This is a genomic window from Alcaligenes faecalis, assembly GCF_005311025.1.
In the GTDB taxonomy this organism is placed as follows: domain Bacteria; phylum Pseudomonadota; class Gammaproteobacteria; order Burkholderiales; family Burkholderiaceae_B; genus Alcaligenes; species Alcaligenes phenolicus.
The window spans coordinates 1,292,900-1,318,613 of sequence record NZ_CP031747.1 but is presented as its reverse complement, the minus strand read 5'-3'; the positions used below and the strand labels follow the sequence as shown (position 1 = coordinate 1,318,613).

Annotated in this window: 22 protein-coding genes; 11 read left to right on the top strand and 11 right to left on the bottom strand. The window is 53.1% G+C overall.

Annotated features, from left to right (window positions below):
- Nucleotides 1-8: 8 nt before the first annotated feature.
- From D0C27_RS05975 to rsmB, 4 genes are read right to left on the bottom strand one after another with little or no spacing between them, the layout of a single operon-like run.
- Nucleotides 9-704, bottom strand: coding sequence for a response regulator (locus D0C27_RS05975; RefSeq protein ID WP_137430621.1), 696 nt, complete (start codon nt 702-704; stop codon nt 9-11).
- 21 nt (nt 705-725) lie between these two features.
- Nucleotides 726-3,062, bottom strand: a complete 2,337-nt coding sequence (locus D0C27_RS05970; RefSeq protein ID WP_035270606.1) for a sensor histidine kinase — start codon at nt 3,060-3,062, stop codon at nt 726-728.
- Nucleotides 3,062-3,646, bottom strand: a complete 585-nt coding sequence (locus tag D0C27_RS05965; protein ID WP_026483737.1) for a DUF4390 domain-containing protein — start codon at nt 3,644-3,646, stop codon at nt 3,062-3,064. Before D0C27_RS05965 ends, D0C27_RS05970 begins: the two co-directional genes overlap by 1 nt.
- Nucleotides 3,647-3,694: 48 nt before the next feature.
- Nucleotides 3,695-4,999, bottom strand: coding sequence for a 16S rRNA (cytosine(967)-C(5))-methyltransferase RsmB (rsmB, locus tag D0C27_RS05960; RefSeq protein WP_137431549.1), 1,305 nt, complete (start codon nt 4,997-4,999; stop codon nt 3,695-3,697).
- 204 nt (nt 5,000-5,203) lie between these two features.
- Between rsmB and rimO the strand changes: the two genes are divergently transcribed.
- The 5 genes from rimO (at nt 5,204) to D0C27_RS05935 (ending at nt 10,993) form a co-directional block, all read left to right on the top strand.
- Nucleotides 5,204-6,523 carry a 30S ribosomal protein S12 methylthiotransferase RimO gene (rimO, locus tag D0C27_RS05955; RefSeq protein WP_137430620.1) on the top strand — a complete coding sequence of 440 codons (1,320 nt, stop codon included), beginning with the start codon at nt 5,204-5,206 and terminating at the stop codon, nt 6,521-6,523.
- A gap of 65 nt (nt 6,524-6,588) precedes the next feature.
- Nucleotides 6,589-8,262, top strand: a complete 1,674-nt coding sequence (locus tag D0C27_RS05950) for a sulfatase-like hydrolase/transferase (protein WP_137430619.1) — start codon at nt 6,589-6,591, stop codon at nt 8,260-8,262.
- A 15-nt stretch (nt 8,263-8,277) separates the two neighbouring features.
- Nucleotides 8,278-8,802 (top strand): gamma carbonic anhydrase family protein, encoded by a 525-nt coding sequence (locus tag D0C27_RS05945; protein ID WP_115634458.1) that lies wholly within the window; start codon nt 8,278-8,280, stop codon nt 8,800-8,802.
- A 240-nt stretch (nt 8,803-9,042) separates the two neighbouring features.
- Entirely contained in the window at nt 9,043-9,804 is a 762-nt protein-coding gene (locus D0C27_RS05940) for a maleate cis-trans isomerase family protein (protein ID WP_009458584.1), read from the top strand.
- A gap of 301 nt (nt 9,805-10,105) precedes the next feature.
- Nucleotides 10,106-10,993, top strand: coding sequence for a LysR substrate-binding domain-containing protein (locus tag D0C27_RS05935; protein ID WP_088451967.1), 888 nt, complete (start codon nt 10,106-10,108; stop codon nt 10,991-10,993).
- Nucleotides 10,994-11,113: 120 nt separating this feature from the next.
- Here D0C27_RS05935 and hpaI read toward each other — a convergent pair whose 3' ends face one another.
- The 4 genes from hpaI to D0C27_RS05915 form a co-directional block, all read right to left on the bottom strand.
- Entirely contained in the window at nt 11,114-11,920 is an 807-nt protein-coding gene (hpaI, locus tag D0C27_RS05930; protein ID WP_137430618.1) for a 4-hydroxy-2-oxoheptanedioate aldolase, read from the bottom strand.
- A 181-nt stretch (nt 11,921-12,101) separates the two neighbouring features.
- Nucleotides 12,102-12,845: an ABC transporter ATP-binding protein gene (locus D0C27_RS05925; protein WP_226791389.1), complete on the bottom strand. Its 744-nt coding sequence runs from the start codon at nt 12,843-12,845 to the stop codon at nt 12,102-12,104.
- Entirely contained in the window at nt 12,821-13,648 is an 828-nt protein-coding gene (locus tag D0C27_RS05920; RefSeq protein ID WP_226349158.1) for an ABC transporter permease, read from the bottom strand. Before D0C27_RS05920 ends, D0C27_RS05925 begins: the two co-directional genes overlap by 25 nt.
- The gene (locus D0C27_RS05915) at nt 13,648-14,661 is read right to left on the bottom strand and encodes an ABC transporter substrate-binding protein (protein WP_042486807.1); all 1,014 of its coding nucleotides are present in this window, start codon (nt 14,659-14,661) and stop codon (nt 13,648-13,650) included. Before D0C27_RS05915 ends, D0C27_RS05920 begins: the two co-directional genes overlap by 1 nt.
- Nucleotides 14,662-14,891: 230 nt before the next feature.
- On the opposite strand from D0C27_RS05915, the gene D0C27_RS05910 reads away from it, so the two are divergent.
- On the top strand, nt 14,892-15,995 hold the full coding sequence (locus D0C27_RS05910) for a Wzz/FepE/Etk N-terminal domain-containing protein (protein WP_170978547.1): 1,104 nt from the start codon (nt 14,892-14,894) through the stop codon (nt 15,993-15,995).
- 15 nt (nt 15,996-16,010) lie between these two features.
- Nucleotides 16,011-17,087 carry an EpsG family protein gene (locus D0C27_RS05905; RefSeq protein WP_115634462.1) on the top strand — a complete coding sequence of 359 codons (1,077 nt, stop codon included), beginning with the start codon at nt 16,011-16,013 and terminating at the stop codon, nt 17,085-17,087.
- Here the strand turns inward: D0C27_RS05905 and D0C27_RS05900 are convergent.
- Nucleotides 17,084-18,268 (bottom strand): glycosyltransferase family 4 protein, encoded by a 1,185-nt coding sequence (locus D0C27_RS05900; protein WP_137430616.1) that lies wholly within the window; start codon nt 18,266-18,268, stop codon nt 17,084-17,086. The genes D0C27_RS05905 and D0C27_RS05900 overlap by 4 nt on opposite strands.
- A 5-nt stretch (nt 18,269-18,273) precedes the next feature.
- Nucleotides 18,274-19,686: a mannose-1-phosphate guanylyltransferase/mannose-6-phosphate isomerase gene (locus D0C27_RS05895; protein WP_137430615.1), complete on the bottom strand. Its 1,413-nt coding sequence runs from the start codon at nt 19,684-19,686 to the stop codon at nt 18,274-18,276.
- Between the two features lie 344 nt (nt 19,687-20,030).
- Here D0C27_RS05895 and D0C27_RS05890 point away from each other — a divergent pair, with 344 nt between their 5' ends.
- Nucleotides 20,031-20,789, top strand: a complete 759-nt coding sequence (locus tag D0C27_RS05890) for a glycosyltransferase family 2 protein (RefSeq protein ID WP_137430614.1) — start codon at nt 20,031-20,033, stop codon at nt 20,787-20,789.
- Between the two features lie 4 nt (nt 20,790-20,793).
- Nucleotides 20,794-21,654, top strand: a complete 861-nt coding sequence (locus D0C27_RS05885) for a glycosyltransferase family 2 protein (RefSeq protein WP_137430613.1) — start codon at nt 20,794-20,796, stop codon at nt 21,652-21,654.
- On the opposite strand, the gene D0C27_RS05880 is transcribed toward D0C27_RS05885, so the two are convergent.
- Complete coding sequence (locus D0C27_RS05880) at nt 21,651-22,922, bottom strand: exopolysaccharide biosynthesis polyprenyl glycosylphosphotransferase (protein WP_109089185.1); 1,272 nt, start codon at nt 22,920-22,922, stop codon at nt 21,651-21,653. The two genes, D0C27_RS05885 and D0C27_RS05880, sit on opposite strands and share 4 nt — an antisense overlap.
- A 267-nt stretch (nt 22,923-23,189) precedes the next feature.
- Here D0C27_RS05880 and D0C27_RS05875 point away from each other — a divergent pair, with 267 nt between their 5' ends.
- Both D0C27_RS05875 and D0C27_RS05870 read left to right on the top strand, forming a co-directional pair.
- Nucleotides 23,190-24,461, top strand: coding sequence for an O-antigen ligase family protein (locus tag D0C27_RS05875; protein ID WP_137430612.1), 1,272 nt, complete (start codon nt 23,190-23,192; stop codon nt 24,459-24,461).
- The gene (locus D0C27_RS05870; protein ID WP_137430611.1) at nt 24,458-25,693 is read left to right on the top strand and encodes a flippase; all 1,236 of its coding nucleotides are present in this window, start codon (nt 24,458-24,460) and stop codon (nt 25,691-25,693) included. The genes D0C27_RS05875 and D0C27_RS05870 overlap by 4 nt, the downstream gene beginning before the upstream one ends.
- The last annotated feature ends 21 nt before the right edge of the window (nt 25,694-25,714 follow it).

Genomic DNA, 25,714 nt, shown 5'->3' with positions numbered 1-25,714 from the left:
CTACTGTATCAAGACTGGTTACGCTTGCGCGACGAGTCTATACCCAGCTGTTTAAGCTTGCGGTACAAGTGGGTGCGTTCCAGACCAGTACGCTCCGACACACGCGTCATGCTGTGATTTTCGCGGCGCAGATGATATTCAAAATAAATGCGCTCGAACTCGTCACGCGCTTCGCGCAAAGGCAGATCCAAAGAAATGCTACCCAGCTGAGACTCATCCTGCTCGACTTCAGGGACGGCCATGGCAGGTGCCATACCGGGAGCCATTGTGGCGGTTTCAGGGCGGCGATCACCACCTTGAGCCACCGGGCGGGCAGCGGCTGCCAGCGCCTTGGGTGCAACGGTACGCTCCAGACCCGAGGCGACGGTCTTGAGCAGGCGCTGCATGGTGATGGGTTTTTCCAGGAAGTCCACCGCACCAATACGGGTTGCTTCCACCGCGGTATCCACTGTGGCGTGACCACTCATCATGACCACTGGCATATCCAGCAAGCCTTGAGAAGCCCACTCCTTGAGCAGGCTGACACCGTCAGTGTCTGGCATCCAGATATCCAGCAAGACCAGATCGGGGCGGCCCCGCAAGCGTGCCTCGCGAGCCTGGGCGGCATTCTCTGCCAATTGCACGGTGTGCCCTTCGTCGTAAAGAATTTCCGACAAAAGTTCCCGAATGCCGATTTCGTCATCAACTACCAGAATTCTGGCCATAAAACGTCACCTACGTGATTTTTACGCATTATCGTTTGCTCGCCGCCCAGAGTCCAGACGAATATGCTGGCCAGCAAGCCGGGTAAAGAGGATGGAAATGCGAGCCCCCCCCTCACGACGATTGGAAACATCGATTCTGCCGCCGTGCTCCTCGATGATTTTCTTAACTATAGCAAGTCCCAGACCCGTGCCGGTGGGCTTGGTGGTTACGTAAGGTTCAAAAACGCGCACCAGCATCTGGGGATCAAAACCAGGCCCGTTATCTGACACCACAAAACTGACCGCATCAGAAGAGTCGGAACCTTCTACGCCCGCAATCATGGTTTTAACAAATACATGCGCCTGGTCAAGTGATTGATCCTGGGCAGCCGCTTCACGAGCATTGGCCAGCAGATTATGGATAACCTGCCGCAGCTGCGTGGGGTCGCCTTGAACCATGGGCAAATCAGGGTCCAGCTCCACATCAATTGCCACACTATAACCATCGTCCCGGACCATGCCTTCTTCCGGGTCCCAACCATATAAAGTCAGCACTTCGGTAATCAGCTCGTTCAGATTCAGAGCTTGCATCTGAGTCGCCGGTTTACGAGCATACTCTCGGAAATCTTCCACCATCTTCTTGAGCGAACTGACCTGATTGACGATGGTATTGGTATAGCGCAGCAACATGGCAGCATGGACTTCATCCAGCTGCGACTCCAGTTTCATGGCCAGACGTTCGGCCGACAACTGAATAGGCGTTAACGGGTTCTTGATCTCGTGTGCCAGGCGTCGAGCCACCTCGCTCCAGGCCACCAGACGGCTGGCGGAAATCACGTCGGTAATATCGTCAAACACCACCAGATACCCGGTTGGCTGACCATCTACACGCAGCAAGGTACCACGGGCCAAAACGGTGACGATAGTATCACGCGCTTCATTACCTTCTTGCATTTCCAATTCAAACTGCTGCTGCCAGTAAGGATGATCCGAGCCCATGGCCTGATGCGTGGAAAAGGCTTCACGTATCACCGAGGCAAAGGTCATGGCCCCTTCCAGCGTTTCCAGCGGACGACCCTTAATGGAGCGCAAGTCCACCTGCAAGATACGCTGTGCCCCCTGGTTGAACATGGTGACGCGGAACATCTCGTCAAAAGCCAGCACACCACTGGACAGGTTACTGAGCACGGACTCCAGGTACATATTGGAGCGTTCCAACTGCAGACGATTTTTCTCGACCATGCGGCGCGCTTCATCCAGTTGCCGAGTCATGGCATTGAAAGAGCGGGTCAACTGGCCTACTTCATCTTTGGCAGGTGGCTCAGGCAAAGCCCGGTAATCCCCTACCCCTACCGCCTGCGTCCCGGCAGCCAATGTCAGCAATGGACGCGTCAGGCGGCGCGACAAGGCCAGGGCAGCCGCCACAGCCGTAAACACCGCCAGAATCAAGGCCAGCGTCAGCGTTATGCCGTAGAGCTTGCGCAAGCCCTGACGAGATAAGGCCAGCTCCTGATAATCCCGGAAACCTTGCTGCACCTGGTTGGCATTGCGTGCAATCTTGTCCGGCACTGGCTGAATGACCTGCAGCCAGCGCGAGTCTGCCGTGCCACTCAAGGTTGCCGCAAAGCGATTGGGATCGGCCAATGGTAGAACCGTGCGCAGACGCAAACCTGTGGACTCTGCGGGAACCCCGCCTTCGTCCAGGCCGTTGTCGTGAACAGGCGCATCATCATCCACCTCGGCAGCCGAATAGCGGCCTGCAATACGCAGCTGATTCATCACGCTGGAGGGCGGCATATCAGGCAGCAGCGTGTCATAGCGGCCCGAGGAAAAGGCAATCAGACGACCATTGCCCGAAAACACCATTGCCTCCGTCACCCCGCTGTTCTCACGCAAGGAGATCAGCAAGCTGCTGTACTGCGCGCTATCCGCCTTGTTCAGTGCCGACACCATTTCATTGGCACGACCTTCCAGCTCATTGAGCTGCGAATCCAGGGCGGCACGGCCCAGGCTCAAGCCCGACTCCAGGGCCGTATCCACCCGCACGTTGAACCAGGACTCGATCGAGCGTGACATGAACTGCACCGAGAGCAGGTAGATCAGCGCCCCCGGAATAATGCCGATCAAGGTGAAGTAAAAGGCAAAGCGCGCCGTCATACGGGCACCAAACTGACGCCGGCGTATTTGTCTGAACAGACGAATCGTGAGCAACAGCACCCAGGAAATCAGCGTGGCGGCCAGTACACCGTTGAGCACCAGCAGCAAGTCATACTGCTGCGCATAGCGCGAAGCGTTACCCGTAGACCAGACAAGAAGAGAAAACAGCGCCAACGCGCTGACACCCGCTCCGAACAGAGCGGTGCGCAAGATCCAACGTATCAAGGTTGGGGCTCGTCGACGGAGACGGAAAAGGAAAAGGTTTTCCATGGAGTAGCCAATGTCCAGGCAGAACTATTGATGGCGTCCACTTGAAACGGACGGGCCAGCAAAGAGGTATCCAGGCGCAAACGCACACGACCCTGGTATTCCTGGTCGCGGTCCAGATCAGCCACATAGGCCACGGCCCAGCCGCGAATATGTCGCAGCATGGCCAATGCGTCGTTCATGGAGGATTCGGGCAGAGAAAGGTCGCCGGTGCCCACGCGCCACTGACGGGTCAGGGCGTTATACACGACCCGCCAAGTTTGTTGTTCTTTGACAACGTTTTTGTCAAACCAGTACCAGCGGGGTTTGGCCAATTCCACTTCAACCGTGAAATACAGCGGCACCCCTTTCTCGGCAGCGGTACGCAATTCCGGGCTTAACTCGAATTCGACATCCGCGTCGATATACAGTTTTTCGTCCCGAATATGGGGCTCGACCTTGACGACCCGCTCTCCCGACGTAGCGACCGGCACAATGGTATTGGCCGAGCTTAGCGCGCAGTTGAAAATCAGCAGAAAAGACAGAAAAACGCGCCACATCGTGATTAACCGCAAAAAGGACAAAGTCAGAGCCCTAATTGTGACAAGTCAAACCGGGCGCGTAAATAAGGCGTAGAAAAAACCGTCGCCATCTGCCAGCGATCGTCCCGCAACGCCGGGCAAAATCTGGCCAGGAGAGTCCAAAAGCTGCGCCTCGGGGTGACGGGCCAAAAATGCCTCGACCTGTTGCTCCCCTTCAGCCGGAAAAATCGAGCAGGTCGAATACAGGAAATGCCCGCCGGGCCGCAATGTGGACCACAAGGCATCCAGTATAGATCTTTGCAAACGCGCGGTATCGGCAATGTCCGACTCGCGGCGCAACCAGCGAATATCGGGGTGACGACGCACAATACCCGAAGCGGTACAAGGCACATCAGCCAGGATGGCATCAAAGGGCTGACCATCCCACCACTGGGCAGGACGAGCCGCATCGCCCCGTTTCAATTGAACTTTGTCGCTGGCCAGGCCCAGACGACGCAGGTTATGACCTACGCGCTCCAGACGCTCGCCGTCCGAATCCAGGGCCAACAGGGAAACATCCGCCTGCTCCAGCAAATGAGCGGTCTTGCCACCCGGGGCCGCGCAAGCATCCAGCACGCGCATGCCATCCTTGACCGGCAAAAGCAGACCGGCTTGCTGAGCCGACCAGTCCTGCACCGACCACCAGCCCAGATCAAACCCAGGAATCGCCTGAACCGGCATGGCCTTGTCCAAGGTAACGGCACCCGTGCCGGGGCTGCTGGACGCAATCCCGGCTTCCGTCAGCACCGCCTGCAAGCGCTCCACCGAGCAACGACGCTGATTCACACGCAAGGTCAAAGGACCGGGGCGATTAGCCGCTTGCAACAACGCTTCCCAATCACGAGGGTAAGCACGACGCAATTCCTTGACCCACCAGCCAGGATGATTCCAGCGTGCTTCGGGACGGCTCTCTACCTGAGACAGGATCATCTTGCGCTCGCGTGTAAAGCGACGCAGCACCCCGTTCACCAAGCCCTTGGACAGACGCAGCGCAGCCTGGCTATCAGCCGCACGCACAGCCTGATCCACCACCGTATGCACGGCATAGACCGGCACATCCGGGCGATCCTCAAAAGTCCTGGCATCCTCTTGCACACGCATGGCTGTATCCAGCAAGGCCAGCGACACCATCAGCAAGGCATCCAGCCAGGTATTGCTGGGCTGGCGCGGCACCAGCGTGATACGAATCTGACGGGCATGGCCCAGACGGCGCAAAACATGGAAGCTGACAGACTGCACCGCCGCCCGGGCTGGCGCTGGCGTTGCAGCCAGGCTTTCAGTCAGGGACTTGCCTGCCAGCACGCCTTCAATATTGCGCGCGCTCAGCAGCATGACTTCGGACAGGGGCAAAGAGGGGGAAAGATGGGTGTCGGACACAGAACAACCGCTAGAAAAGAAAAATATGACTGCGACTGTAGCACTATTTGCCGCATAAACCGGGCTCAAACGCACAAGATCCGCACGCATCCGGGCATGGGACGGTAAAATCAAGCCTATTTCCCAATTTCGAGCCCTCAAGCTCCAGAAGGACCCTCTATGAGCGCCCCCAAAGTCGGATTCGTGAGCCTGGGTTGTCCCAAGGCCCTGGTCGATTCCGAACGAATTCTTACCCAGCTGCGTACCGACGGCTATCAGATCACCCCCAGCTACGACAATGCGGATGTGGTGGTGGTCAATACCTGTGGCTTTATCGACAGCGCCAAGGCTGAATCGCTGGAAGCGATCGGCGAGGCACTGGCTGAGAACGGCCGCGTCATTGTCACCGGTTGTATGGGTGTGGACGAAGGATTGATTCGCGACGTACACCCCTCGGTGCTGTCCGTCAGCGGCCCCCAGCAGTACGAGCAGGTACTGCGCGCCGTGCGTGAAGCCGCCCCGCCCTCGCTGGACCACAATCCCTATATTGATCTGGTACCGCCACAAGGCATCAAGCTGACCCCGCGTCACTACGCCTACCTGAAGATTTCCGAAGGCTGTAACCACAGCTGCAGCTTCTGTATTATCCCGTCCATGCGCGGCAAGCTCGTCAGCCGTCCTGTCGGCGAGGTGCTGGGCGAAGCCGAGCGTCTGGTCAAGGCAGGTGTCAAAGAACTGCTGGTGATCTCACAAGACACCAGCGCCTATGGCGTAGACATCCGTCAACGCACCGGCTTCTGGAATGGCCGCCCCGTCAAGAGCAGCATGCTGGACTTGAGCGCCGCCCTGTCGGAACTGGGTGCCTGGGTGCGCCTGCATTACGTCTACCCCTACCCACACGTGGACAACATCATCCCGCTGATGGCTGAAGGCAAAGTGCTGCCGTACCTGGATATTCCCTTCCAGCACGCCAGCCCTTCGGTGCTGCGTTCCATGAAACGCCCTGCTTTTGAAGATCGCACCCTGTCACGTATCAAGCAATGGCGTCAGGACTGCCCGGATCTGACCATCCGCTCCACCTTCATCGTGGGCTTCCCCGGCGAGACCGAGGAAGACTTCCAATACCTGCTGGACTGGATGACCGAAGCCCAACTGGATCGCGTTGGCTGCTTCCAGTATTCGCCTGTTGAAGGCGCCCCCGCCAACAAACTCGACGGCATCGTCCCTGATGAAGTCAAGCAAGAGCGCTGGGAACGCTTCATGGAACATCAGCAAGCCATCTCCACCGCTCGCCTGGCTGCCAAAGTGGGCCGCGAAATGGACGTGCTGATTGATGAGATCGACGAAGACGGCGATGCCGTTGGCCGCTCCAGCGCCGACGCCCCGGAAATTGACGGCAACGTCTTCATCACCAGCGAACAAAAACTGGAACCCGGCCAGATGGTGCGTGTGCGCATTACGGATTCCAGTGAATATGACTTGTTTGGAGAAACAAGCTAAGCTCGAACGTCCCTACGTTCATTTGACAATAGCCCGGCCCTCGAGCCGGGCTATTCGCTTACGACATGATAAGAACACGACTCATTGATCTGGTTGTTGTTATCGCGCTGGGGTACTTCCAGCACTATCTTTTGCAGGACCATCTGGATTTTCTCTTTCTGGATGAGGCAGGCCAATATCGATGGCTTGCGCTGGCCCTCTCCATGGCCCCACTATTTGCGCTCTACTTTCTGCTGCGGGTAGTTCTACCCTGTACGGTCGCAGGGGCCCTGACGGCAGGGGTCTCCTTATTGCTGACAGAAGTCAGTAACACCAAGCAGGCGCTGACGACCGAACCGCTTAGTTGGACAGATATCACTCGCACTGACAATCTGTCAGTTGTGCCGCACTACATAAGCCAGTCCCACATAATCTATGCATTACTAGTCATTGCCGGGCTTGTGCTACTGCTACGGCTTGATCGAACAGCACGCTTAAAAAAGACAGGGATTGTGCTGGCCACCCTTTTTTCTGTGCTGTCCCTGCACCCCTACTTGAATCGCATAGATACACCGTTAAGCCACCTAGCGCAGTTTGAATTAACACGCCAAGACATCAACTATGTCGTGTGGGACTGGCCCAGGAATATTAGAAAAAATGGCCTGCTTACCCATTTAGTTCAAACAAGCCAACGCCGCATGCCCCCGAAGCCCTCGACCGAAGAACGGGCGCAATTTGATATTTTGAAAGAATCCAGTGCTGGCACATCAGCTCTCCCCTCAAACATCATTGTGATTCTCTGTGAGGCATGCTGGCATGATGAGCAGCACTTCAAAGAGGCCTTCACCCCCTTGGAAACAATAGGCTTTCAAGCCTTTCGCGCCATTGCTCCCGTGTATGGAGGCGGGACTGTCAACTCAGCATTTGAACTCCTTACCGGACTGCCCGCCAATGGTGCTTTAAATGGCATCATTTACCAGGAATATACAGAGCTGCTCTCTTCGCAGGCCTGGAGCTGGCCCCGTAGCCTTGAGCAAGCAGGTTACGCCAGCGTTTCACTGCACAATCACAATGCGGCCTTCTGGAACCGGCACATTGTTAATCCCAAACTTGGGTTCCGACGGTTTGTCGCCCTGGAAGACATGGATTACAACGGCCCGATCTGGGCCAATGATGGAATTCTTTTCAAGGCCGCCAGCCAAGAGCAGCAAAACAGTGACCGGCCAAACTTTCAGTTCATCACAACCGTTTATACACATGGGGCCTATTACCCACGTGATGGCGACCATGGCGAGCAGCACTATCAAGAGAAACTGACTCAAAGCCTGCGTGATGCGGCTGATTTTGCCGAGCGACTTCTTGCCGACCATCCGGACTCCCTTATTATGCTTGTTGGAGACCACAAGCCAGCCTTGACCCGTTTTTTCCACCAAGAAAATGTCTTTCCAGATGATTTCTTCATACGAACGGGGGAAATGAACGACGACTATATGTTCGCTCCCTCCGCCCCAAAAGAAATACTGGGTGACGTACCGGGCTATATTTACTATCGTGGTCAGGATCTGACAGCCCATTTGAACCATCAGCCCTTTTTCTGCCTTGGCCAGATCATTAATGACGCCTCCGCAGGTGCTGTCTTGCCAGCGTTCCAATACGCCAGGCATTATGATCTTTGCTCTTCCACCCCAAAGCTCACCTATACCCAGCGCAGTGAATCCTATCCAGGCTGGCTATATTCCGCCTCCCTCTTCGACTTCTGATTTTTGTACATTGTTATGCCTATCTATCAACTAGACGAACACAGCCCACAAATCCATGACAGCAGCTTTGTTGCCGCAGAGGCCACCCTGATTGGCAAGGTCGTATTGAAAGAGCACAGCAGTGTCTGGCCCGGTGCCGTTATCCGTGGTGACAACGAAACCATTACCGTAGGCGTAGGCTCGAACGTACAAGAAGGTGCCGTACTGCACACCGACCCCGGCTATCCCCTGAATATTGGCGACCACGTCACCATCGGCCACCAGGCCATGCTGCACGGCTGTACCATCGGTGAAGGCTCATTGATCGGCATTCAGGCTGTGGTGCTGAACGGTGCTGTCATCGGCCGCGATAGCCTAGTTGGTGCTGGCGCATTGGTCACTGAAGGCAAAGTGTTCCCGGAGCGCAGCCTGATCATCGGATCGCCCGCCAAAGCCGTACGTACCCTGAGCGATGAGGACATTGCCAAGCTACGTCAAAACGCCAGTGTTTACGCCCAACGCGGTGGCCACTACAAAACGGCCTTGAAACGCATAGGCTAAGAAAAACAGGCGTACACCGGGTTCCTCTTTGTCACACACCATGCAGTCAGCTGTCGCTTAAAAAGCCTCCGGAAAATATGCGAGGCCACTCAACGCTGGCAATCCGGACTGTCCTGATCCCTGCCACTCCTGCCATCGCCGTTGGCGATGGCACGTTGACAGATGATTGATTTGCAAGGAAGAAAACGGGTCCTAGAATGAAGGCGTCAATCTAAAAACCACCTTCAGAGACAGATTCCTATGAAAACCTACCGCATCGGTCAGATCGTTCCCAGCTCCAACACCACCATGGAAACCGAGATTCCTGCCATGTTGCAGGCTCGTTACGCCGAGTTTCCTGAAGAGCGCTTCACCTTCCACTCCTCGCGCATGCGCATGATGCACGTAAACCCCGAAGAGCTGAAAGCCATGGACATCGCCAGCGATCGCTGCGCTGTTGAGCTGAGCGACGCCCGCATGAGCGTGATGGCCTACGCTTGCCTGGTTGCCATCATGGCCCAAGGCGACGGCTACCACCGCGTGTCGCAAGAGCGTTTGCAAAACACTGTAAAAGACAACGGCGTGGAAATTCCTGTGCTGAGCTCGGCCGGTGCCCTGGTCGATACGCTGAAAGAATTCGGCTACAAGAAAGTCTCCATCATCACCCCTTACATGAAGCCGCTGACCAAGCGCGTGGCTGACTACATCGAAGCTGAAGGCATCGAAGTTCAAGACTCCATCAGCCTGGAAGTGTCGGACAACCTGGAAGTGGGCCTGTTGAATCCAGAGAACCTGCTGGAGCACGTCAAGCGCCTGAACCACGACGGCGTGGACGCAGTTATTCTGTCCGCTTGCGTGCAGATGCCTTCCCTGCCTGCTATCCAGCGCGCCCAAGACCAGATCGGCAAGCCCGTTCTGTCCGCCGCTGTTTGCACCGTGTACCAAATGCTCAAGACCCTGGGTCTGGAAACCCGCGTTCCTAACGCTGGCCACATCCTGTCTGGCGCCAAGCCACAAGCCTGATCCAACAGGCTTAGCGGTACAAAGCCCTGCCGACATACTGTCGGCGGGGCTTTTTTTTATGCTTAGACATCCTCAATGCGTACCGTAAAAACCGCAGTTGTAGCGACTCATAAACAAACGCCAAGCCATGGCCGGTCGTTCGCCCTCGATACAGGCTGATAACACCCTCTGCTACTACATCCGTATGGAGATATGGCGTAGACACGACGCGAAATAGCCATAGAGCTTAGAGCGATGACTCTCTCCGCTGCCACCGTCAGCCCAGATGCAGATAATCAAAAAAAAGCGATATGATGCCTGCATGAAACTGGACCTTCTAACCCTCAAACTGTTTGTCCGCATCCTGGAAGAAGGCACGATCAGCCAAGCGGCAGAGCGTGAGCATATTGCTGCCGCCGCGGTCAGCCGCCGGATTGCGGATCTGGAACAGTCTCTGAACACCACCCTGCTGCTGCGTACGAACAAAGGTGTCAGCCCAACTGCGGCGGGCCTGGAGCTGCTGTACCGCTCACGTGCCTTGCTCAACAGTGCTCAAGAGATCGAGACGCGCCTCCAAGCGTTTTCGCAAGGCCAGCAAGGGCTGGTACATATCCTGGCCAACACATCGGCTATCTCTCAGTTTCTAGCCGAGCCTCTGGGCAAATTTGGACGTCTGCACCCCGCTATTCCCCTGCAACTGGAAGAACAAACCAGCCTGGACATTATTCGGGCTCTGGCAGAGGGCAAAGCCGACCTGGGGGTGTTTACTCGCCTGCCTTATGCAGCCGATATTGAAGCTTACCCATTTCGCAGTGACAAGCTAGTCGTGCTAGTGCCTATCAATCACCCCTTGGCTCAGCATGAAAGAATCCGTTTCGAGCAGACGCTGGAACATGAGCAGATTACGCTACTGACCGGCACGCAGCTGCATTACCAGATCACCAAAATCGCCATGGAAGCCAACCGTTCGGTGCGTATCCGCACCGAGGTTTCCGGCTACGACGCCATGTGCTTATTGATTAATGCAGGCATGGGTATAGGCATCTTGCCGCGCAAGAGCGCCAGCATTTATCAGATCCCCAATACCCGTGTGATTGAGCTGGACGAAGAATGGAGCCAGCGAGAAATTCTGATCGGTGTGCGCCGCCGCAGTGACCTGCAACCGAGCGCCGAAAGCTTGCTGAGCTTCCTGCTCGAGAGCGGCGCTTAAGAAAGCCGACCTTAGCCGGTGCTACGGCCAAGGTCATATCGTCTAATAAGCAGGCCCGGCCTTTACAACATAACTGAGGCGGAGCAGCTATCCGCAAGACGTCTGGCGATCTAACAAGCTTTAGTAAGCGGCGCCGGGCTGAGCAGCTGGCACCTCGACCTCGTCCTTGAATTGACCCAACAAAGCCGTTGCCGCCTGCCGCAACAAAACCGCGTCCACGCCTACGGCCACAAACAAGGCCCCCAAGGACAAATAGTGATGCGCTGCCTCGACATTGGCCTGCAAGATTCCGGGAGCCTTACCCGCCTTGCTGATACGCACGATCGCGTCCTCAATCGCTGACAAAACGTCTGGATGCCCGGGTTCGGTCAAATACCCCATACTGGCCGCCAAATCCGCCGGGCCGATGAAAATACCGTCCACGCCCTCCACCGCCAGAATCTCGTCCAGGTTCTCCAGCGCCTCACGCGTTTCCACCTGACAAATCACGCACATTTCCTGATTGGCTCGCGCCACATAGTCCGTGGTCGCCCCCCAGCGAGCAGCACGCGCCAAGGCTGCCCCCACCCCTCGAATGCCATGCGGAGGATACCGTGTCGCGGCAACAGCCGCTTTGGCCTGCTCCGCGTTTTGCACCATGGGAATTAAAAGGTTCTGAGCCCCCATATCCAGCAGCAGCTTGATCTGCACAGGGTCATTCCAGCTGGGACGCACAATCGGCGCAATAGGATGGGCCGATACGGCCTGCAACTGCGCCAACAAAGTCTGTACCGTATTGGGAACATGCTCGCCATCCAGCAAGATCCAGTCATAGCCCAGGCCTGCACAGAGGTCCGCCACATACGGGCTGGCCAAGCCATGCCACAAACCAATCTGGGACTTGCCCTGCCGCAAAGCCTGCTTGAATGCATTTACCGGGTGCTTCATGTCCTCTCCTTGTCATGTGCTTAGGCGTCAAACAAGTAGTGTAAAGCGCGCAAGGTAGAAGTGAGCACAGGGCCTGATTGTTTTGTCTCTGAGCATACCCATGCAGAACCAGCAGACAAGAGTAGGCAACAGAAACGGCCCACTCAATGGGCCGTTCTTCTTGATGCAATGGCAGACGTAATTACAAGGCCTGACCAACCTCTTTCACCAACTCCCCAAAGCGGGGTGTAGTGCGATCTCGCGGACGTGGCAGGTCTACCTCTATCCGGGCGCTGACACCAGCCGGGCTGCCACCCAGAACGATAATGGTATCGGCCAAAAAGACCGCTTCGTCAATGTCGTGCGTCACAAACAGAACTGCTGCTGAACTACGCTGCCACACTTGAACCAGCTCATCCTGCAAGGCCTGACGAGTCAAGGCATCCACGGCAGAAAAAGGTTCATCCATCAACAACAAATCCGGCTGCACAGCCAAGGCACGGGCAATGCCAACACGCTGTACCTGACCACCCGACAGTTGATGCGGCCAGCGGTCTTTCAGATGCGCCAAACCCACCTGATTCAAGGCGGCATCCACACGCTGATCACGCTCTTCACGCGACAGACCCAGACCTTCCAGACCATAAGCCACGTTGGAAGCAATACGCCGCCAAGGCAGCAGACGGCTGTCCTGAAACACGAAGGCGTTGGCACGACGGCCAGGACTATCTTGCAGGTTAGAACGCAGATGTCCGAAGCTGGGCTGGCTCAAACCGGCCGCCGCACGTAGCAAGGTGCTCTTGCCTACGCCCGAACCACCCACAATCGCCACAAAATGCCCTGCCTGAACTTCCAGATTCACATCGCGGATCACAGGTGCAGGCGCACCGGGGTACTGAAAACCAAACCCCTGAAACTGGATCAAGGCTGCCACTGAAGTACCCATTTGTTGAAAGCCAGAAAAAGCATGTCGCACAAGGTGTAGACCACCGAGATGATCAACATATAGACCACCACCGCATCGTAAGCACCCACTCCCGCTGCGGCATTCATTTCCTGACCCATACCAGGCACACCCAGCAACTCGGCCGCAATCAACGTCATCCAGGCTTGACCAATACCAGCACGCACACCACTCAACAAGCCGGGGCTGATCGCTGGCAGAACCACCGTCCAGGCGCGAGAAAAATAAGAATTATGCCCAAAAGCCGCAGCCAATTCGTAATAGCGGGGATCGACCGAACGCACCGCACTGTAAGTGGCAAAGTAATTCAGCCAGAACACACCGATTGCAATCACAAAGGCTGCACCAGTGTGGCTGACCTTGAACCAGGCAATGGCAAACACCACCCACGCCAAGGGCGGGATAGGACGCAGCAAGCGAACCAAGTAAGCTTGCAGTAAATCAAAGCGATGGATCGTTGCCGCCGCCAGACCAAAAGCAATACCCAGGAAAGTGCCGATGCCCAAGCCCCAGAAATAATGCACCAGGCTGGACTGAGCAGCCGGCCAAAGACGACCGGCTTCAATCTCCTGGAACAAAGCCGAGGGCAAGCTCAATGGATCAGGCAGCGTACCGCGCGGAGCCCAGCCATAGACATAAGCCAGGCGCCACACCAGGATAAACAAGGCCAGACCGGCTACGCCGTAAACAATCCGCTCCAGACCGCGACGCCACAAGGCATCAACCAGGGCACCCGCAGTTGCGGGTGCTGCGGCGGGCAAACTTGCTTGTTTCGCAACGCTCATTACGGTGCTGCCTTTTCATAAAAGCGAACGTCAAACAGGCTTTGAACATCATCCAGCTTGGTCGCCAGCGTGCCTAAAGAAACCTGGAAATCCTGCAGCTGAACCGTGCCATCAATAATCTTGTGAGGGTCAGGCTGGAACTGATCACGCGAGCGCTCGATAGCGGCTTGCACAATCTCTTTAGGCAAGCGACCACCGCCTACATACTTCTGCACATAAGGTGTTGCCTTGGCTGGCTCATCGCGCAACATGGCAGTGGCACGCAAGTGAGCATTCACCAAGTGCTGAACCAGATCAGGATTGGATTTGATCAAGCCTTCGCGCACCAGCAGTACCGAGCCGGGCTCATTGGGGAACAACTCACCACCATGAGCCACAATCTTGGCATCGGGCTGGCGCTGCAGAATTTGGCTAACCGTCGGTTCCAGAATGGCGGCGGCATCAACAGCGTGATTGCTCAAGGCCTGTTGAATCTGGGCCTCGCCCTGGTAGATCACCTCGACCACATTCGGATCAACTTTCAACATATTGCGCAGCCAGTACTGCAAGGCAGCTTCAGGCACAGCACCTTTGGGGTAGCTGGCAACCTTGGGCTTGTGACCCTTCTCTTGGGTGAACTTGGCGACAGCCGCTGCGAAATCAGGCTTGTCGGCATCAAGATAAGCAGCCAGATCGCCAATAGCCACCACACTGACCTGCTCCACGATGTTGGAGGCAACAACTTTGACGTCGGCCTCTTTAGCCTTGGCCACCAAAGCGGGGCCAATACCCACATAGGCAACATCCAGCTGCCCGGCGATCAAGGCCTGGGTCAGCGCTGGACCGCTTTGAAACTGAACCAGCTTGGGTTCCGCTTGTCCCTCTGGCAATAAGTCGCCAGACCCTAAGCCCACGAACAATTGAGCGGCAGGCATGATAGGCAAATAGCCGATCTCCAGCGCTTGCTCGGCAGCCTGTGCGGAGAAGGAGACGGATAGAGCAAGAAGGCCAGGGGCTAAATAACGGGAAAACATAACGATCTCGTGAAACAGGCGAAAACTGAAGCTTAAACCTGTTGGGGAGACGCATCTTTATTTGTTTATAACTATAGAAAATATAAGAGCTTCGTCACATAGCTGTAGCTATTGGTCTAACCTCATACAGTCTGTAGGATCCCTGCTCATATCCCGCTATACAATAGCGAGCATATCGAGAACGAGCGCTTATATTGGCGCATGGCTTTCCCCATCAGAGGAGCTTTCGCTTGACTAGTCCGTCTACTCCCCCCTCTTCCGTTGACCAAGGCCCTACGATCTTTGATGTTCTGGATGCATTACGCAATAACAAATTGCCTGTTATCTTGCTATCCCTAGCGGGCATAATATGCGCGGCCGCTTATCTGGTGATAGCAGAACCGCGCTTTCGCGCGCACTCCACCCTAACTCCGCCCACCCCCACTGATCTGGTTCATTTCAATACCGCCATTCGCTCCTTAGGCCCCGAAATAGACAATATTCTTAATGAGCAGCCGGGAGAAGCTGGCAAGCAACACCTTGCCGAACTTACTCCGGAAACCGCTTTTCAGATCTTCACCCGGCATCTGAACTCTCAGAAAACCCTCGACGAGTTTTTCGAAACTGTTTATCTCCCTCACCTGAATAACACGGCCTTACCTGCCCAGGAAAGAGAAATACTACGAGAACAATTTTCGCGAGACCTCAATATTTTGAACTCCAGCCCGAATGGGGTTCCGACAGCAACGGTAACCTTAAGTAATCAAGATCCCCAATTAGCCAAAGCCTGGACGAACCAATTCGTTACCCTGGCTTTGCAGAACAGCCGTGCTGAAGTTCTACAAACAGTGCAAAGCACGGTAGATCTGGAGAAAAAAACAACGGACTCCCAGATCACTGCCCTGCGCTTATTTGCAGAGACAGAACGACAAGCGCAAATTTCGCGCATAAAGGACGCCCATGAGATTGCCTTGAGCATTGCACTGGAACATCCTTCTTCTACAGGTAATCTCATTACTTCTTATTCAGGCGACAACTTGTACCTGCGCGGTACAAAAGCTCTGCAAGCACAACTTGATACGCTTGAGAAGCGCCAGAATAACGACCCCTATATTCCTACTCTGCCACCTCTAAAGGCTAAGTTGGACTTATTGAGCAGCATCGATTCAACTCAACTATCAGGTCAAGTTGCGACCATAGACCAGCCAGCTATCGAACCCAGCACACCTTATCAACCACGTACATTGATAACTCTGGCGATAGGCCTGCTTGGTGGCCTCGGCATTGCCTGTCTATATGTTTTGACCAGACTGTCGTACTTATTCAGACAAAAACCAACGGCTGCAGATCAGTAACCTCACACTCTCACTGTGATCTACTATCTCTTTCTCTTTCTGGCACTGCTTTATCTCTACCTGCTTGGAGTCTCTTCCAGACTCCAAGTTTTCCTGTCACTACTAATATTGTGCATTTTTTCTGGCGTACGTTTCAATGCGGGATATGACTATCCTGTTTACTACAATCTCAGCCAAAAAGATGACTACGACTGGTTCGAGCCTTTATCCCGTGTTCTTATGGATATTGGCCATCACACCGATCCTATTCTGTTATTTATTCTATCAAGCGCATTGATCGCAACATTCTACTATCTTGCGTTCGATCGCTACAGTCGGCTTTACAAATGGCACCCGGTAGGCCTTTTTGCTTTTCTAGGTTTACCCATCGCATACCTGGATAGTTTGGGAGTCATTCGTCAATTTATAGCCATCGCTATTTTTGTGTATGTTGCCAGCAATATCCAACGCCGCACATTAATTTCCATAGCTTGGCTGCTAGTCGCAGCCCTGTTTCATAAATCAATTCTGGTCCTCTTTCCTCTAGTGATACTAAGACGATGGCTATCCAAACCGCACTCTTGGTTCATCTATGTACTAATTTGGTCCTGCTTCCTAACATTAGGACCATTACTGATCACCGCTGTCTCGCAATACACAGGGCTATACACTAGCTACTTTACTTTGCATCTCTCAAATAGCGGCCTCAAAATTTATGCTTTACTTTCTCTAATATATATCTTCTTTTTAATCAACAGAAAATATATATTCGAAAACAGCAATCATATATTCTTATTTCATTGCTACTTTATTGGTATTTTACTTTTCTCAGCAGCTCTTCCCTTTGGGATTCATATATCAAGAATAAGCTGGGCACTACTGGCTGTACACCCCCTTTTATTTGGAATAGTGCTTTATAACAAGACCTCATTTCTGCGGGGATCTTTCATTATTGCTTGTGCACTTACCATGAGCCTGTCGCTGTTTCTTGCATACAAAAATCCTGAGCGGGACTTTTTAAACCAATACCAGCCTTTTTTTCTATTAGATAAATTTCAACGAGATTTTATCGTCGAAAAATCCTTGCAAACAGAAATTCAACGTCAAGACTAATGATCAGCGGCCTTCAAACCTATAGCCGCTATCAATGACTGCATTCTGCGAGCCTGTGAATCCGGTGATAAATACAAATGAAAAGCCTCCAATGCCAGCTGGCGACGGCGCAAAAGCTCATCCGGATCCGCAAACAAGGCTGCCAACCCATGAACCATTTGGCCAACATCGTTAACCACCTCAATCACACAACGATAGCGATCCGAAGACAGCACGTCTTCATAGCCTTCTGCAGCATTTTCCATGCAGATAACCGGCAGGCCATAGGATAGCGCCTCTGCAACCTTGGTTTTCATGCCGCTTCCCCACGCAACAGGCGCTAAATACACAGATGCACTACGGAAAAAAGCTTGCATCTGCGCACTACTTGGCGACTTCAACTTCTCAAAATGCTCCCCTGGTATGGAACATTTCGACAGACCCGCCCCAGCAGCAGCAAAGCTTACGTCATGCCCTGCTGCAGACAGGCGGAATTGCTCAGCGGCCTGAGCAAACGTCTGCAGTGCACTAACGTTGGGGGCAAAGCCAAAATGACCAGTGAAAATGACGCGGGGATGTTGAGCAGGCCTTAACTCGGTAGCAGATATACCGGCTTCGACAGTGATCGGCAAGATTTCATGTAGGGCAGGCTGTCCATATCGAGCGATATACACATCCCGATCTTTACGCGTAATAAACGAAATAAAATCCGCCTGCAAACAGCGCTTTTCAGCTGCATAAATCTCGGAGCTGTCTATTGCCCGTTCCAACTTCCGCAGCCAACTACTGGCTTCATGCTGTCGTCTCAAGTCGTATTCTGAATTATCAGAAATAATACCGAACCGCTTGCCTGGCAACCGTCGTTTCAAGGTACTCAGAATGCGGCCGCACCGAGAATTATGCAGGACTACCAGATCTGCTTCCTGAGCATGCTGGGCAATCAGCTCAGTACTGGTTCCAAGAAAGGTGGGATTGAGCATCGCTCGAGAAACGATATCCGAACGCACGGTTTTCGGCACATAAACATATCGTGCTTTTTCAGGCAAAGTGACACTTTGCTCCCCGACCTCCTTAGAGATGACAGTCACTTCTCCCACATCGTCCAGGCTGGCGAATGCTCTCACCACAGAACGCAAATAAAGTCCGCCACCAGAGAGTTCCTGGACGCCATTTAAAGAAACGATCAGAACTTTAATGCTCACCGCTCTCACACCCGGCCATATGTATCTTCGAGACGAACAATATCGTCCTCACCCAAATAAGCCCCCGTCTGCACCTCAATCAGTTCCAGGGAAGTTTTGCCCACATTCTCTAAACGATGAGTCGTTCCCAAGGGAATATAAATAGACTGGTTCTCGGATAACAGATGCTGCTCTTCGCCCCTGGTCACCAGGGCCGTACCTTTGACAACAATCCAGTGCTCGGAGCGCTGATAGTGTTTCTGCAAGCTCAATGCGGCCCCCGGTTTCACAACAATACGTTTGACCTGAAAGCGATCACCACTATCAATGCTGTCATACGAGCCCCAGGGACGCACGACATTACGATGCGTATCGGCTTGAGCAACATTAGACTTTCTCAGGTCCTCAACAACGTGTTTGATTTTTTCCACTTCCGAAGCCCGTGCCACCAGCACAGCATCTGCCGTTTCCACTATCTGCAAGTCTTGCAGACCCAGGCCGACAACCACACGATGTTCAGCTCGAATGCTGGTACCCGAACAACCATACGCATAGGCTTGACCCGACAGACGGTTATCGTCCTCGTCAGCCTCCTGGACTGCTGATAAGGCATTCCAGCTACCGACATCACTCCAGGCGCCACGGAACGCGGTCATCATGACCTTGTCACTTTTTTCAAGCACGGCATAGTCGAAACTGTCTTCAGGAGTCTGGGCAAAGACTTCTGCATCTGGGCGGAAAAACAAACCATCCACCTGCCCTGCCTGGAATGCTCGGGCAACATGATCCAACATATCAGGAGCCAACACCTCCAACTCGCTCAACAGTACATCTGCTTTGGCCAGCACCATGCCTGAGTTCCAAAACACATTACGGTTGGCCAGCAACTGTGTGGCAAGCTCCAGTGACGGCTTCTCGATAAAAGCCTTGACCGGCACAGCAGACTCTTCACCCAGCTCATGCTTGCTTTCTATATATCCATAAGCAGTACTAGGGAAGCTAGGCTGCACGCCAAAGATCACGATTGCTCCCTGCTCGGCAGCAGGCACTGCTCGACGTATGCACTCCTCGAACAGTTGCGCGTCCGGAATAAAATGGTCTGCAGGACAGATCAGCAATAAGTCATCGGGTCCGACGGCCATTGCCGCTAACGCCACCGCAGGGGCCGTATTCTTGGCGACGGGCTCCAATATGATCTTGCCCAGCAAATTCACGGACTCCAGCTCATTGCTGATCAGAAAGCGATGTTCCTCAGAGCCAATACAAACCAAAGACCCGCTCTGCATCAAAGGGCTTAATCGCTCCAGCGTCAATCTGAGCAAGCTGCGATCATGAATGACAGGCGCAAACTGTTTCGGAAAACTTTTCCGGCTAAGTGGCCATAATCGGGTTCCCGATCCACCACACAGCACTACCGGAGAAATCACAGGCTTAGTCATCAATTACCTACTTCAAAGTACGCTATATTATAAAGTCCGGCGGATTCCGTTCCTGCAAAGAAAACGCATCTCATCATAACCGGACTGTCTCGTAGGTCGGAGTATGGCATAGGCGTCCGTTTACCACTTGTATCGATACTCGCTTAATTGCATCCTTGCCTATAGACACGCAACGAAATCCGTATCGTTTTTATGATTCAAATAGTGGCCCGGCACAAGCCATCTCCACCTCAGTACTGAAATACCACGTTACAGACCGCTGCCATTGCCAGATAAGGTGTGGCAGACCAGCAGGCGAGAAGCCTGTGACTCTTTGCCCAAGTGCCCTCACCCCTCAAATATTCATGTCCTTAAAAAACGAATCCGCCCTTGTCAGTGTCATTATGCCGGCCTACAACGCTCAAGCTACTCTGGCCGATTCCGTTCGCTCTGTGCTCAAGCAAACTTACCCCCATCTTGAGCTTTTAATTATTAACGACTGCTCAACCGATAACACGAGTCAGCTCATGCAAGAGCTGGCTCAAGAGGATGCCAGAATCCGTTTAGTACAGTGTGAAACTAATGGGGGTGTTGCTCGGGCCCGTAATGCCGGGATAGAACTTGCCCAAGGACAATACATCGCTTTTCTGGACTCAGATGACTTATGGCTACCTGAAAAGCTGGAAAAACAGCTCGAGCTAATGCGCGCCACCAACACGCTGGTATGCACTAGTGCATACTACCGGTTCCGTGAGCCTGGACAGTGGCTAAGCACCTCATCGCCCCCTCAACAGACTAGCTACCACCAACTTCTTCAAGGCAATGTCATCGGTAACCTGACCGGTCTATATGATTGCCATGCCTTGGGCAAATTTTATCAGCAGCCCATCCGCCACGAAGACTATCTCATGTGGCTGGAAGTCACGCGCAAGGCAGGCACAGTCTGTGCAGTACCCGAACCCTTGGCGGCCTACCGGGTGGGCCATGCCTCGCTGTCATCAAACAAATTTAAATCGGTTCAATGGACCTGGGAAATCTACCGCAAACATCTGGGCCTGTCTGCGCCTTACAGCATGTATCTGATGCTGCATTACCTCAGCAAAGCCATCCTCAAAAGACTTTAATCCCATGAATGTTTCATCACAGACCACAGCTTGGGTAGACATACTGCTCGTCAATTACAACGGTGGCAGCCAGATTCTCGAGACCATAGCAAGTATCGAGCAGTACAGTACGCCAGATACCTATCGCATCACCGTCGTGGATAACGGCTCCAGTGATGACAGCTGTGATCAGATCGAACAACGTTACCCGCGGGTTCAATTGCTGCGCACAGGGGCAAACAACGGGTTTGGCAAAGGCTGCAATATAGGCGCACGCCACACCAATGCGCCTCACATCATGTTGCTGAATCCAGATGCCCAACTGCTCTGTAATGTTATCGAGATCTTCCAGCAGTATTTGGCTGTCCCTCAACCGGGGCCACAGCCTATTCTGGGAGGCTTGTCTGTTGATAGCCAAGGCACGCCAAGCTATGCCTATGAGCACTTTCCCACGCCACTGACACTAATGCTCAAGGCGTTCGGACTAGGGCGTTTGCTAACTCCCTCATACACCCGCACAGAGCCTCATCAGGTGGACTACGTTTCGGGCTCCTTGCTGCTAATCGGTCGCGAGCAATTTCAACAGCTTCACGGCTTTGACGAGTCGTTCTTTCTCTACTTTGAAGAGACAGACCTGCAATATCGAGCAAGGCAACAAGGCATTGCTTCCGTTCATATTCCTGCCGCGCGTTACTTGCACGAGTCAGGCGGCACATTTACAGATGAGTCATTTCGGGGACGTTGTTATAGCGACGGCATGAAAGTCTATCTGAACAAGCACTACGGGCATTGGGGGTCCGTCTTGCATCGCCTCTACCATCTGATCCATGGCACCCTGCAACCGCTGAAAAATTGGATCAAGAAGCGCTTGTCATCAAGCGCCTAACGTGCTCCAAAACCTGTAGCCATCGTCTTGAGAGTCAGAAATGTAATGTAGAGATCCAGCATGATTGAACAATTCTTAATATAGTAAAGATCGTGCTGAATCTTGACTCGGGTATCTTCTGCATTGGAAACATACCCATGCCGCACCTGCGCCCAACCCGTAATGCCAGGTTTGACGACATGGCGGTAACTATAGAAAGGAATCATTTCATCAAATTCCTTCACAAAAGAGGGTTGTTCAGGCCGCGGACCAATCAGGCTCATATCCCCGCGCAACACGTTGTAGAACTGCGGCAGCTCGTCAATACGCAGTTTACGAATAATCCGCCCTACTCGCGTAATACGTGGGTCATCCTCACCAGCAAACTGCTCGCATGCGTCTCGATCGAAACGCATGCTGCGCAATTTATAAATGGTGAACGGACGGTTACCCTGCCCCACTCGCACTTGCGAGTAGATCGCCTTGCCCGGACTTTCCAGTCGAATCGCCAATGCGGTCAGCAGGCACACGGGCACCACAACAACAGCGCTCAACAAAACAATCGTGTAATCGAACACAGTCTTGCTTATCTCATATTGACGTGAGGGCAACAAAGAGCCGATGTTGTTCTCGGACATTCGATCAATACGCACACGCCCGGTCACCGACTCAAAGACCTGGCGGGCGCTGTATACGGCAATCCGTTGCAATGCACAGCGCGTTAGAAAGCGCTCGCCATTCGCATCTAGACAGGAAAAATCGGCCACAACCCCATCGAACCGTCGCCCAGTCAAATCAAAATCAGAAATATAACGGGCGTCCACACCTGGCAATCCAATCAGGGAGTCCGCCTCGCCGCCAGGCAACACCGCTAACTTGACAATGCGGTATCGACTGGTCAAAAAATACTCAAGGTGCAACCAGCAAAGGGATAAAACACCACTGCTTAGCAGCAGGGCCCGTGATGCATCAAAGCGCAAGAAAAAAGTCACCACATACAGCAGGATGTATACACAGAGCACCGTGGGCGCAATAAGCCACGCACTATGAGCCCCGGGGTAGTCAGACGAACTTTTATTAATACTTAACTTGCTGACGACAAAAGCACAGCTGGTTAATATCCATGCACTTAACTGCCCCACATCAGGGTGTAGCAAAACACGCGTTCCCCACAGCCCTAAGGCAGGGGCAACGACTGTGACCAACAGGCCACATAACAGGGAAATAGGTAGAGACAGCAACAGCAGCTCATGCAAGCGCTGAAATCGACGAATTTTTAACTGGCTCATTCTGGATCGGTGGTCCAATATTTCAAGTTGGAGTCAAAAAGCATTATACGCATAGGACGTTACAACTAAATATTGGTCGTATCGCGAAAACGCTTATATTTATCTAAACGAATGAGAATCACTACTATTAAAATAATTCCTAAGTTATCTCATCTTCACGATTGCTGCGGATGCTAAGCTTTGTAAATTGTAACCTACAGCAACCTTTTTCAGACTGTTTAACGATGGTCAACACCCAATAAACCTACGCGTACAATACAGCCCACCATGCAACGACCTTCTTTCCATTTTTCCGCATACGCGAATTTAGGTATCAACCTGGGTTTTTCACTGTTTTTCGCCAGTATCCTATCGACTCGGAACGTATATGCCATTGCGGCAGGCCTATTGTTAGTCAGCTCGCTGGCATTATGCTTTCTACGCTCCCTCCAACCCAACCCGGCAAGCTCATTTAACAAAGGGCTGCATGTACTGCTGCTCTTGATCTTCCTGAACGGGCTTGCCATGTGGCTTTATCACGGCGACGCCGTCCGTCAGCTTGACCTGATCAGCCGCTACCTGCTGCTACTACCCATTCTGTATGCCTTGAGCAAGGCGACACTCAAACCTGACTGGATCTCGGCTTCCTTTGCATTGGGCAGCCTATCTTCTCTATGGCTAGTCTACGCACAATTAGGCGGTGAGCTTCATAATGGCAGGGTTTATGGCTATACCGGCGCAATTCAGTTTGGCAATATTGCCCTCCTGCTTGGGCTATTTTGCCTGACTGCTTTACTGGCGCAATGGCACGCCAAGGAGTTCAAGCGCGGCCTTGCCTCTCTCTATGCCTTAGGAGCCCTCGCAGGTTTATTCGCCTCTCTGGCTTCTGGCAGCCGAGGAGGATGGATTGCACTACCCCTTGCTCTTGCCATACTGATTATCGCCTACACGCCCAAACGCTATGCCGTGCGCAGCATCACAAGCTGCGTACTGGCGGCAATCCTGGCAGGAGCCCTGCTGACGCAAAGTTCCTTTGTGCAGGAACGATATCAACTAGCTGCTCAAGATATTACTCAGTTCCAGGAGGGCAACGCCAATACCTCAATCGGTGCCCGTCTCGCAATCTGGCAAGCGAACTGGGAATTAATCAAGCAGCGCCCTATTGTGGCTTGGTCCGATGCAGAACATCAAAAAGCGCTGGAACAACTCACACAAAACAGAGCCGACGCTCCGATTATTCTCGGCCTGGCAAACTCACATAACAACTATATTGAAACATGGCTGCATTTTGGTATTAGCGGCTTATTTCTTTTAGTTTCTTTATTTGTTTTTTGTTTTTTTAATTTTATTAAAAATATTTTCCACAACAACCCGATAAAAAAACAGTCAGCCATTAATGGATCTATTCTTGTAGTTGTTTACTCAATCTCCAATCTCACGCAAAACATGATGGAAAGAAACAATACATTATTATTTTTTCTTCTAGCCATTTCCATTTTCTGGAGCCTCATGAGCTTCAGTAAAACTACTAACACTCATGCGTCCTTATCCAAGCAATGAGTTTAATTAAAAACTCCTTCTGGAACTTAGCGGGGTATGCGGCCCCACTCATTATCGCCATTCCGGCTATGGGCGTTATTGCTCGTCTGCTGGGGGTGGAGCAGTTTGGTATTTTCACCTTGTTTTTTGCAATTGTTGGCTACGCCAGCCTGTTTGATCTCGGTATCAGCCGTGCCGTCATTCGCTCCGTTGCCATAGAGCAAGGCAACCTGGCAGGCATCCATAGCATCCTGGGCACCTCGACCATACTTGTCGCGGCAAGCAGCCTGCTGGCATTGCTACTGATCGCTGGGTTCAATACCACACTGGTGCAGTGGCTTTCCATCAGCCCGGAGTACCAGGCAGACAGTGCACGAGCCTTTTCCATACTAGCCGTGACACTTCCTCTCGTACTATTGAGCTCGGTCTGGTTTTCTTACCTGGAAGGCATGTCCAATTTTCGCCTTCTCAATATGCTTAGAACTCTCAGCGGAATTTTTCTCGCTGTTTTTCCATTGATTGGCGTCTGGATACATGCTGATTTGAGCCACGCGGTCTGGGGACTGTTCTTTGGCCGTTTACTAACTGCCCTGATCGCCTATATCTGGAGCTTACCCGGCTCATCCCGCAAATATCTGTTGCGCTGGGAAACGGCAACCGCTTTCACCCTTTTCCGCTTTGGCGGCTGGCTAACAGTTAGCAATTTAATCAGCCCCTTAATGGTGTATTTTGATCGTTTTCTGCTCTCTACGATGAATGGAGCCAAAGTCGTGGCCTTCTATACCGGGCCAGCCGAAGCAATCACCCGACTGCTAGCCATACCAGGATCAGTGGTCAGAGCCATCTTTCCGGTGCTCAGCGCACGCAGCGGCATTGGCAATGAAACGCGGTTATCCTACCTGCTGCTATGTGGCGTATGTGGCGCCATTTCACTGACAGGCATTTTTCTGGCAAAGTGGATTCTGCTTTTATGGTTAGGACAGGACTTTCTGGGAGATGCCGTTCCGGTCCTGCAGATTCTGTTGGTCGGTTTTTTCTTTAATGCCGTCGCGCAAATCCCATACACCGTCATTCAAGCAGCTGGCCACTCACGCGTCACAGCTTTGTTGCACCTGGCCGAGATCATGCCTTATTTAGGACTGCTCTATTTGAGCATCAACCGGTGGGGTGTCATCGGCGCGGCACTGGCATGGACGATACGAGTCGGCGTAGACTGCTTGGCCCTTATCCTGTTGTCCAGACGATATCGCTAATTCTCACTGTCCGAGTCTAAT